The sequence below is a fragment of the Vreelandella venusta genome, from assembly GCF_044809155.1.
Taxonomy (GTDB): Bacteria; Pseudomonadota; Gammaproteobacteria; order Pseudomonadales; family Halomonadaceae; genus Vreelandella; species Vreelandella venusta_B.
Genome location: NZ_CP085241.1, coordinates 3285651 through 3296765, shown reverse-complemented (window position 1 = coordinate 3296765; position 11115 = coordinate 3285651). Strand labels below are relative to the sequence as shown.

Genomic DNA, 11115 nt, shown 5'->3' with positions numbered 1-11115 from the left:
AGATAGGCAACATGAGCCTCGGCTGGCACAAACAACCTTTGAACACTTCCAAACGGGGTGGGTATAACGATCAAACGATCGTTGAGCATATCCGTAACGCGGTACTGATGCAGCGATTGCCGCCGAATACTAAATTGCCAGAAATCACCCTAGGCGAAGTGTTCGGCGTTAGCCGCTCGGTCGTGCGCAAGGCGCTTACACGGCTGGCGGCAGAGCACGTCATTAGTCAGCGCCCGAATCAAGTCGCGCGCGTTCGCGCCCCTACCGTCGAAGAGACCCGCGAGACGTTTTCAGCACGTCGGTTAATTGAGGGCGAGATAGTCGCCCTGCTGGCGGGAAAGCTGGGCGCCGACACCTTGATGACCCTGAATGCGCAAGTGGACGATGAAAAACAGGCCTATGCCAGACAAGATGAGCCTGCACGCATCGAGCACTCGCTAACCATTCACCATTTGCTGGCTGAGCATGCCTCCAATCGCATCCTCGGAACCATGCTGACCGATCTAATCTTACGCACGTCTATTGTGATCGCTTTGTACAAGCGACCAACGCTGGCTTCGTGCTATTTGGAAGGCGACCATGCCACGCTAATGGTGCATTTGGCCAATGGTGATGCCGAAGGCGCCAGGCAGTGCGTGCATGACCACTTGCACAGTTTAGAAGCCCTGCTGGATCTCTCTCCACGAGGGGCGGAGACCGATTTAAAGACTATTTTGGGTGGCAAATTAGCGCGAGCGTAACCCCTTGCGATGTTGCCACGCGTTAGCGACCTATGATTAACGACTCTCCAGGTTTGACGTTCGGCGTATTGGCGCGTTGCGCTAATCGTTCACTGTATTCAACGACATAACAACAAGTAAGGCTCGCAATGCTCAACATTGTTAACGTATCGGCACTGGAAGTATTGGATTCTCGTGGTAACCCCACCGTCATGGCGCGGGTGAGCCTGGAAAATGGCATCGTCGGCGAGGCCTTTGCCCCTAGCGGCGCGTCCACCGGTTCGGGTGAGGCGCTGGAGTTGCGCGACGGCGATAAGGCGCGCTACCTGGGAAAGGGGGTGCTCAAAGCCGTCCAGGCGATTAACGGCCCGATTCGTGACTGCCTGCTAGGCGCCGATGCCGGCGACCAGCGCAGTCTCGATAACGCCATGGTGGCGCTGGATGGTACGGAGAATAAAGCGAAACTAGGCGCTAACGCGATCCTGGCGGTCTCACTGGCCGCGGCTAAAGCGGCCGCCCAAGGTAAGCAACTGCCGCTCTATGCGCATATCGCTGAGCTTTATGGTCAGCCCGGGCAGTTTATGATGCCTGTGCCGATGATGAATATCTTGAATGGCGGCGAACATGCCGACAACAATGTGGATATTCAGGAGTTCATGGTGCAGCCGGTGGGGGCGACGAGTTTCCGTGAAGGCCTGCGCATGGGGGCGGAAATTTTCCACACCTTGAAAAACGTGCTTTCCGCCCGTGGTTTATCTACCTCTGTCGGTGACGAGGGTGGTTTTGCGCCTAACCTCGCCTCCAACGTCGAGGCCCTGGCGGTGATCAAACAGGCCGTAGAAGACGCCGGCTATATGTTGGGGCGCGATGTGACCCTGGCGCTGGACTGCGCTTCTAGCGAATTCTACAAAGGTGGCCAGTACGTGCTAGCGGGGGAAGGGGCGACATACGATGCCGCTGGCTTCATCGACTACCTTGCCAACCTATGCGATGACTATCCTATTGTCTCTATTGAGGACGGGATGGACGAGTCTGACTGGCCCGCTTGGAAAGCCCTGACAGACAAGCTGGGTGGTCGCGTTCAGCTGGTGGGGGACGACCTGTTCGTGACGAACACGAAGCTGCTCAAGCACGGCATCGATGAGCAAATCGGCAACTCGATCTTGATCAAGTTCAACCAGATCGGCTCGCTCAGTGAAACTCTGGATGCCATCCGCATGGCGCAGGAGGCTGGTTTTACTGCCGTGATTTCACACCGCTCCGGTGAAACCGAAGACACCACCATTGCCGACCTGGCAGTGGGCACCTGTGCCGGGCAAATTAAAACCGGCTCGCTCTGCCGCTCTGACCGAGTGGCCAAATACAATCGCTTGTTAGCCATTGAGGCGGAGCTTGGCGATATCGTTAGCTACCCGGGCATCAACGCGATTAAATGCCGGTAAAACATAAACCTGTTTAAACACAAACGGCGCCTAAAGGCGCCGTTTGTGTTTGGGTGTGTTATTAACGCTTTTAAAACATCCGTTACAGCATCTGTTACAACAACTGTTACAACAACAGCCGCCGAATGTCGGTCAACACATCCGCCAGGAAGGCGGTAAAGCGTGCTGCATCGGCGCCGTTAATCGCGCGGTGATCATAGGAGAGCGACAGCGGCATCATCAAACGCGGTTGGAAGGCACTGCCATCCCACACCGGCTTCATCTGCGCTTTCGACACGCCCAAGATCGCCACTTCCGGTGCATTAACGATCGGCGTAAATGCGGTACCACCAATCGAGCCAAGGCTCGAAATGGTGAAGCAGCCACCGGTCATTTCGTCACGCTTAAGCTTCTTGGTTTGCGCTTTCTTGCCTAGCTCCGCCATCTCCTTGGCAATCTCAATCAAGGATTTCTGATCGGCGTTGCGCACGACCGGCACCATCAGGCCATCCGGCGTATCCACCGCGATACCGATGTGCACGTAGTTTTTCCATACCAGCGTATCGCCATCGCCTTTCAGGCTGACGTTGAACTGGGGGAATTTACGCAGCGCAAAGGCACAGGCTTTGACCATAAACGGCAGCGGCGTGAGTTTCGCGCCCTGGGCTTCGGCCTCGGCCTTCATGGCCTTGCGGAAAGCTTCAAGCTCGGTGATATCGGCTTCGTCGAACTGGGTCACGTGGGGTACGTTGAGCCAACTACGATGCAGGTTTGTCGCGCCTGCTTTCAGCAAGCGACCCATCGGCTTCTCTTCCACCTCACCAAACTGGCTGAAGTCGACCTCTGGGATCGGCGGAATACCTGCACCGCCCGTCGCCGCTGGAGCTGTCGCTGAAGCGTTGCCTTGGTTAGCAATCGCCTGCTTCACGTAGGCCTGCACGTCCTCTTTCAGCACGCGGTTTTTCGGGCCGCTGGGCGTGACTAAGGCAAGGTCAACGCTTAGCTCGCGGGCCAGCATGCGCACCGCGGGGCCTGCGTGCACTAGTTTGCTGTTGCGGGGTTTTTGGGCGGCTATTTGTGCTTCGGGGCTTGGCGTACCTTCGGGTGAAGCCGCTCTCTTTTCTTCCGCAGGCGCTGTCGGTGCGCTCTTTTCAGCTGTCGCTTCTTCCGACGCACTGCTGGCAGCGGACTCAGCTGCCTGGGCAGGCGCCTCGTCTTCGTCACCACCGTCGCTCGCGATCTCCATCTGGCCGATCACGTCGCCTTCTGAGACCGTGTCGCCCTCTTTGGCGGTGAAGCTGACGATCTTGCCGCTGTACGGGCTCGGCACGTCCATGGAGGCTTTGTCGGACTCTAGCGTAATCAACGTGTCTTCGGCTTCGACCGCATCGCCTTCGCCCACGGCGACTTCAATGATCTCAACGCTGTCCGAGCCGCCCAGGTCCGGCACTTTAATATCGACCGTCTGCTTGCCGCCGCTGGCTTTTTTGGCCGCCGGAGCAGGTGCCTGTTCTTGAGACCGTTCTTGAGACGCTTCTTTCGGTTTGTCTTCTTTTGCTGGCGCGTCGTCTTGCGCGTCGTCGTTACCGGCATCGCTGCCGCCTTCAACGTCCAGCTCGACGATGTCGTCGCCTTCGGAGACGGTGTCGCCTTCTTTGACCAGCACTTTGAGCACCTTGCCGCCTTTCGGGGCGGGCACGTCCATGCTGGCTTTGTCGGATTCTAGGGTGATTAGGGTGTCTTCCGCTTCAATGACGTCGCCTTCTGACACCGCAATCTCGATGATTTCGACATCGGTATCGCCACCGATGTCGGGAACTTTGATAATTTCGCTACTCAAGGTCGCGCTCCTTCCAAATCGGATCGAGCCGGCGGGCACCTGCCCGCCGGGCAGCGGTTTAGCTGGTCAGCGGGTTGGGCTTGTTGGCGTCGATGCCGTACTTCTTCAGCGCCTCGCCGACGTGCTTACGATCAATCTCGCCCCGGTCGGCCAGCGCACGCAGCGCGGCGACGGTGACGAAGTAGCGGTCGACTTCGAAGAAGTAGCGCAGCTTCTCACGGGTGTCGGAGCGCCCAAAGCCGTCCGTGCCCAGTACGGTGTACTCAGAGGGCACCCAGGCGCGGACTTGATCCGCATACAGCTTCATGTAGTCGGTGGAGGCAATCACCGGGCCGTCGCGGCCTTCCAGGCACTTCGTGACGTGGGGCTTGGTGGCCTCGGCGTCAGGGTTCAGGAAGCCTTCACGCTCCAGCAGCAGCGCTTCGCGGCGCAGCTCGTTAAAGCTGGTGACGCTCCAGATGTCGGCGCCAATGCCCCAGTCTTTCTCAAGCAGCTCGGCGGCGGCTTCGACTTCGCGCAGGATGGTGCCGGAGCCCATCAGCTGCACGCGGCCTTTGTCGCCCTTGGTTTCACGCAGCAGGTACATGCCTTTGATGATGTCGTCGGCGGGCACCGTCTCGAGGGCGGGCTGCTCGTAGTTTTCGTTCATCACCGTCAGGTAGTAGAAGCAGTTCTCTTTATCCGTGAACATGCGCTTCAGACCGTCCTGCAGGATGACCGCGACTTCGTGGGCGTAGGTCGGGTCGTAGCTGCGGCAGTTGGGGATGGTGGAGGCTTGAATCAAGCTGTGGCCATCCTGGTGCTGCAGGCCTTCGCCGTTGAGCGTGGTGCGCCCGGCGGTGCCGCCGACCATAAAGCCACGGGCTTGCAGGTCGCCGGCGGCCCAGGCCAAGTCACCAATGCGCTGGAAGCCGAACATCGAGTAGTAGATGTAGAACGGCAGCAGGGTGACGTTGTTGTTGCTATAAGAAGTGGCCGCGGCAATCCACGCGGACATGGCGCCGGCTTCACTGATCCCTTCTTCGAGAATCTGGCCTTTCTGATCCTCGCGGTAGAACATGATCTGGCCTTTATCCACCGGCTCGTACTTCTGCCCTTCGGAGGTGTAGATGCCGAGCTGGCGGAACATGCCTTCCATGCCGAAGGTGCGCGCTTCGTCGGGGATAATCGGCACGACGTGCTTACCGAGTTTCTTATCCTTCACCAGGCCGTTGAGCACGCGCACGAACGCCATGGTGGTGGAGACTTCACGGCCTTTGGAGCCGCCCATCTGGGACGCAAAGGTTTTGTCTTCGAGGCCGGGGATCTCCAGCGCCTCAAAGTCGCTGCGCCGGCTGGGCAGGTAGCCGTTTAAGCGCTCGCGCTGCAGGTGCATGTACTTAAGCTCGGGAGAGTCCTCTTCCGGCTTGTAGTAGGGCACCTCTTTGAGCTGTTCGTCGGTGAGCGGAATACCGAAGCGGTCGCGGAATTTACGCAGCGCTTCGTACTCCATGCTCTTGACCTGGTGGGACTCGTTGGCGGCTTCGCCGTCGCCGCTGCCCATGCCGTAGCCTTTGACGGTGTGCGCCAGGATGACCGTGGGCTTGCCGTTGGTTTGGTTCACGGCTTCGTGGTAGGCCGCGTAGACCTTGAACGGGTCGTGGCCACCGCGGTTGAGCTTCCAGATATCCTCGTCGGAGAGGTCTTTGACCATTGCTTCGGTTTCGGGGTACTTGCCGAAGAAGTGCTCACGGGTGTAGGAGCCGCCGTTGGCCTTGTAGTTCTGGTACTCGCCGTCGACCGCTTCGTCCATGCGCTTTTGCAGGACGCCCTTCTTGTCCTTCTCGAACAGCGGGTCCCAGTGACGCCCCCAGACGACTTTGATGACGTTCCAACCGGCGCCGCGGAACACGCCTTCGAACTCGTCCATCACGCGGGAGTTGCCGCGTACCGGGCCGTCCAGGCGCTGCAGGTTGCAGTTGATGACGAAGATCAGGTTGTCGAGGTTCTCACGGCCGGCCAGCGAGATGGCGCCCAGGGATTCCGGCTCGTCGCACTCGCCGTCGCCCATAAAGCACCAGATCTTGCGGTCGTGCATGTCTTTTAGCTCACGGTGATGCAGGTACTTCATCACGTGGGCTTGATAGATCGCCTGGATGGGGCCAAGGCCCATGGAGACGGTGGGGAACTGCCAGTAGTCCGGCATTAGCCACGGGTGCGGGTAGGACGAGAGGCCATCGCCATCGACTTCGCGGCGGAAGCGGTCCATCTGCTCTTCCGACAGGCGGCCTTCCAGGTAGGAACGGGCGTAAATGCCCGGCGCCACGTGGCCCTGGATGTAAATCAGGTCGCCTTCAAAATCGCCTTTGGGGGCGCGGAAGAAGTGGTTAAAGCCCACGTCGTACAGCGTGGCCGATGACATGAAGCTGGCAATGTGCCCGCCCAAGCCTGGGTTAGCGCGGTTGTTGCGAATCACCTGGGCAATGGCGTTGTAGCGGATCAAGGAGCGAATGCGACGCTCCATGAACAGATCGCCGGGCATCGGCGCTTCGCGGTGAACCGGAATCGTATTACGGTGCGGGGTTGTCACCGAGAAGGGTACCTTCATCCCGTCCCGGCGCAGGCGATCCGCCAGGCGGGTCATCAGGTAACGGGCGCGATCTTCGCCCTCACGATCCAGTACTGATTCCAGGGAGTCCAGCCACTCCGTGGTTTCGACCGTATCGAGATCTTCTCTTGTCTCCAGACTCATAGAGGTCTCTCCGAATGACGATAAAAGGTAAGCCTCACAGCCTGAAGGGTGAGCACCGTTCAGGCTGCGGGAAAAGCAGCCATGCTGAGCGCGTGAGCAGATAGTCGTTGTGGTAACGAATATCTAAAAAATTACGCGGCTGTCTCAGCACGCATGTGCAGGCGAAAGCGCGCTATTTGGATGATTTGTTCAATAGCGGTTTGTCGTTCGGTTGCCGCATCGTTTTCAAGACGCGTCTCGAACGCAGCGAGAATGGCGTGGCGATCAAGCCCTTTAACGGCAATCACGAAGGGGAAGCCGAACTTATCTTGGTAAGCCTGATTCATCTGCTGGAAGCGTGCAAATTCTTCGGCAGAGCACTGATCTAGCCCGGCGCCTGCCTGCTCGCGGGTCGAGTCTTGAGTTAGCTCGCCGGCCAAGGCGGCTTTTCCTGCGAGATCAGGGTGAGCGCGGATAACGGCAATTTGTTCATTAATGTCTGCGCTCTGAAGCACAGCACCCATGGTATCAGCCAATACATCGGCATCGTCGTGTTGGGTGGTAAGCCCCTGTTTCCAGGCAGTTTCTGCAACCCATGGTGAGTGTTCAAATATATCACCGTAGTGGTTCAGGAACGCTTCTAAACCGAGTGTGCTAGGACGGGCGGCATCTAAAATGTGCGGCATTGTATTCTCCATTTGTATATTTTTGTCCGAGTTATTGTATACAAGAAATATAGTGAAATGTACTCTAAGAATTGCCGTTATCGCAAAAAAACGGTTATTCACGCCAGCAGCTGCAGGCCGGCGTTAAAAAATGCGTTTAAAAACAAAATTAAACAAAAGGGGTTTTCGCATGTTGAAGAAAAACCGAGCCGTGGTTAAGAACGTGTCGGTGGCTACGCTTCTTGGCTGTCTGTCGGTCAGTGCCCATGCGGCGACGTGGAGCGATACGTTTGTGGGGTATCGCTACGGAACACAGTTTACCGAGCCGAATAATCCTGAAAATGTGGAGAAGCATATTCTCCAATTCACGCATGTCAGCGGTTATTCACTGGGGCAAAATTTTTTCAATCTGGATGTTTTGCAGTCCAGCAGCGCGGACCCCGCCAATAACAGTGATTCAGGGGCAACAGAAGCGTACTTGGCTTATCGTCATCAGTTGCATGCTGGGGGGGTATTTGATGAGCCGCTCGCCTTCGGGCCTGTGCGGGATATGGCGCTGACGTTTGGGTTTGACCTAAACACCAAAAACACCGGCTTCGCGCCGCGTAAGCGCCAGCTGTTGGTGGGGCCAACGTTTAAGTTTGACGTGCCACGCGGCTTTGTAGATTTAAGCCTGTTTTATAGCCGAGAGTGGAATCATTGCGGCCTGCCGCCCTGTGGACTACCGGAAAACCAGAACAGCCTCTCCTTTGATCCTTATTACCAAATCAATTTGGCCTGGGGATTGCCGTTCGAAGTCGCCGAGTTACCGTTAAAATTCCAAGGCTTTTATAACTATAACGGTGAGAAAGGCGATGACTACTTTGGCGTCTCGACCGAACCTGAGCAGTTAATGCGTACCTCGCTAATGCTGGACGCAGGGCAGCTCGCTTGGGGGACGGAAAACTCGCTATGGGTAGGCGTTGGCTATGAGTATTGGCGCAATAAATTTGGTAACCACGACAAACCGGGTGTGGATACTGATGCGATGACCTTTAATCTAGAGTGGCATTTCTGATCATTGAGCAAGACGCATAACGTTATGGGTATCACGTCGCTGGGGGCTTTAGGCCCCCAGCGTTACGTTTAAGTAATCAACACGCCTGCGTAATATGGTCGACAAAGCGCCTTACCTTCGCCAATTCCCCTAGATGTTCTGGGTACACCAAGTAATAGGCGCTCTCACTGAGCCGTTTATGCGGCCAAGCAAGCGTCAGCCGCTCTGCAGCAAGCTCCTCCTCTACGATAAAGTGCGGCACTAATGCGACGCCGCCACCCGCCATGGCGGTGCGTACTAGCATGGCGAAGGTTTCAAAACGCGTGCCGTGATAGCTGCGGTCAGTAACCGTTTTTTGGCTAGCGAACCACTGGTGCCACGCATCGGGGCGGCTGGAAAGGTGGAGTAGCGGCAGCTGCGCCAGCTCTTCCACCGCGTGAATGGGGTGCTTAGCCAGCAGCTCAGGTGCGGCGACCGCCACCATCTCTTCATCAAACAATTTATGGCAGGCAAGGCTAGGCCAACTACCGTGGCCGTAGAAAAACGCGATGTCGATATCTTGCTGCTCAAGATCAAAGTCGGTCACGCGGTCATGAAACGCCAAGCTAATGCCTGGGTTCGCGGATAAAAAAGCGGGCAGCTTATCGGCTAACCAACGGCTGCCAAAGCTGGGCAGCGTCGCAATCTTCAGCACCTCGCTATTACCGCTAAAGGTCATAATAGTGCGTGCCGACATCTCAACTTGGGTCAATACTTTACGAACGTCGCTTAAAAAGATGGCGCCTTCTGGTGTGAGCACTAGGCTGCGCCGTACCCGACGGAACAGCTTGTGCTGCAGCAGGGTTTCAAGATGTGCCACCTGCTTGCTTACCGCACTTTGTGTAAGGCTAAGCTCATCAGCCGCACGCGTAAAACTCATATGTCGTGCCGCCGCTTCAAAGCACTGCATTGCCGCCGTTGAGGGAAGGTTACGAGATGCCAAACAAAGCACTCCTGCTGATTAACGCACGGTTTTGTTGTGTCGCCGCACCGACGAAGAGTAGAACAGTAAAGCCCAGAGGCCGTATCGCAAAAACTGAGTATACATTCCTGTTAGGCATGCATTCGGCTATTTTTTTCGTTTGTGAACCGTTACGTGAACTTGTTTTGATACGTGTATTAAACATACGTTGAGAGCCCTATCATGAATCAAGCACTCTTTCTGTCTACCGATGCTGTTCGCGACCGTTTCTCTAAGGCGATGTCGGCCATGTATCAGGCCGAAGTGCCGCAGTACGGCACGCTGCTGGAACTCGTCGAACGCGTTAACCAAGAAACCCTGAGTCAGCAGCCCGAACTTCATCGCCGCTTGGAAGCGCAGGGTGAGTTGGCCCGCTTGAGCGTAGAGCGCCACGGGGCGATTCGCGTAGGAACCGCTGCAGAGCTTTCCATGCTGCGCCGCTTGTTTGCCGTGATGGGCATGTATCCGGTCGGTTATTACGACCTTTCTGAAGCAGGCGTGCCGGTGCACTCAACCGCCTTCCGGCCCATCGACGATGATGCCTTGGCGATGAACCCGTTCCGTATTTTTACCTCGCTACTGCGTTTAGAGCTAATTGAAAGCGAGGCGCTGCGCCAGCGTGCAGAAGAGATTCTGGCCCAGCGCGATATTTTTACCCCAGGGGCGCGCGAACTTATTGAGCGTCATGAAACTCAAGGTGGACTAACCAGCGAAGAGGCCAACCAGTTTGTAAAAGAAGCCCTGGAAACCTTCCGCTGGCACCAGGATGCCACGGTGGATCTGGAAACGTACCAAGCCCTCCACGATGAGCACCGCCTGATTGCCGATGTGGTGTGTTTTAAAGGGCCGCATATTAATCACCTGACGCCGCGCACTCTGGATATCGACGACGTACAGCGCCGCATGCCAGACATGGGCATGAACCCTAAAGCCGTCATTGAGGGGCCGCCGCGTCGTGAGTGCCCCATTTTGCTGCGCCAAACCAGCTTTAAAGCGTTAGAGGAGTCCATCTGCTTTGCCGGTGACGCGCAAGGCACCCACACCGCTCGTTTTGGTGAAATTGAGCAGCGCGGAGTGGCACTTACACCCAAAGGCCGTGCGCTTTATGACCAGCTGCTGACTGAAGGCCGCAAGCAAACCGCAGGGTTAGATAATGACGCACACCAAGCGGTGATGAAAAACGTATTCGCCAAGTTCCCTGATAACGATGAGGCTATGCGCCGTGAGGCGTTAGCGTATTTTCACTATCATCTGACCGAGAAAGGTCAGGCCGCGAGCGACGTTGACAATGCCGATATGGAGGCGTTAATCGCCCTGGGCTTAGTGGAAGCGCAGCCGATCACGTATGAAGATTTTCTGCCAGTGAGCGCAGCGGGGATTTTCCAGTCGAACTTGGGCGGTGCAGAGAGTGAAGCCTATGCCGGCAATGCTAATCGCGATGCCTTTGAAGCGGCGCTGGGCGCCCAGGTGACCGATGAGCTGGCGCTTTATGCTGAGCGCGAAAAGGCGTCTAAAGCGAAGGTGTTGGCACGTTTGAAAAGCTAATACGTCGTTTGTCATTAACGTACAGCATAAGGATGTGCTGTATGTATTGTTTTAATTTATGGGTTAATACCTAAAAATTAATATAATTATCTAGCGTATAAAAACATTTGTATATTTGTTGTTGACGCGAGTGATATAGAAGCGCAGACTGATTGCAGTTGGTTAGCAAGTCGAACGTT

General features: G+C 56.3%; 8 protein-coding genes. 4 read left to right on the top strand and 4 right to left on the bottom strand.

From position 1 onward, the window contains the following. Positions 1-11: 11 nt before the first annotated feature. The gene (locus LG301_RS15285) at positions 12-740 is read left to right on the top strand and encodes a GntR family transcriptional regulator (RefSeq protein ID WP_404475293.1); all 729 of its coding nucleotides are present in this window, start codon (positions 12-14) and stop codon (positions 738-740) included. Positions 741-868: 128 nt separating this feature from the next. Further along, complete coding sequence (eno, locus tag LG301_RS15280; RefSeq protein WP_404472008.1) at positions 869-2161, top strand: phosphopyruvate hydratase; 1293 nt, start codon at positions 869-871, stop codon at positions 2159-2161. 106 nt (positions 2162-2267) lie between these two features. On the opposite strand, the gene aceF is transcribed toward eno, so the two are convergent. The 3 genes from aceF to uraD all read right to left on the bottom strand — a co-directional run bounded on the left by aceF (position 2268) and on the right by uraD (position 7376). After that, positions 2268-3980, bottom strand: coding sequence for a dihydrolipoyllysine-residue acetyltransferase (aceF, locus tag LG301_RS15275; RefSeq protein ID WP_404472007.1), 1713 nt, complete (start codon positions 3978-3980; stop codon positions 2268-2270). Between the two features lie 58 nt (positions 3981-4038). After that, positions 4039-6711 carry a pyruvate dehydrogenase (acetyl-transferring), homodimeric type gene (gene aceE, locus LG301_RS15270; protein ID WP_404472006.1) on the bottom strand — a complete coding sequence of 891 codons (2673 nt, stop codon included), beginning with the start codon at positions 6709-6711 and terminating at the stop codon, positions 4039-4041. A gap of 131 nt (positions 6712-6842) precedes the next feature. Next, entirely contained in the window at positions 6843-7376 is a 534-nt protein-coding gene (uraD, locus tag LG301_RS15265) for a 2-oxo-4-hydroxy-4-carboxy-5-ureidoimidazoline decarboxylase (RefSeq protein WP_404472005.1), read from the bottom strand. Between the two features lie 169 nt (positions 7377-7545). Between uraD and LG301_RS15260 the strand changes: the two genes are divergently transcribed. Further along, positions 7546-8412 (top strand): hypothetical protein, encoded by an 867-nt coding sequence (locus LG301_RS15260; protein WP_404472004.1) that lies wholly within the window; start codon positions 7546-7548, stop codon positions 8410-8412. Positions 8413-8488: 76 nt separating this feature from the next. Here LG301_RS15260 and LG301_RS15255 read toward each other — a convergent pair whose 3' ends face one another. Continuing rightward, the gene (locus LG301_RS15255; RefSeq protein WP_404472003.1) at positions 8489-9373 is read right to left on the bottom strand and encodes a LysR substrate-binding domain-containing protein; all 885 of its coding nucleotides are present in this window, start codon (positions 9371-9373) and stop codon (positions 8489-8491) included. A gap of 201 nt (positions 9374-9574) precedes the next feature. Here LG301_RS15255 and LG301_RS15250 point away from each other — a divergent pair, with 201 nt between their 5' ends. Continuing rightward, complete coding sequence (locus LG301_RS15250) at positions 9575-10936, top strand: VOC family protein (RefSeq protein ID WP_404472002.1); 1362 nt, start codon at positions 9575-9577, stop codon at positions 10934-10936. The last annotated feature ends 179 nt before the right edge of the window (positions 10937-11115 follow it).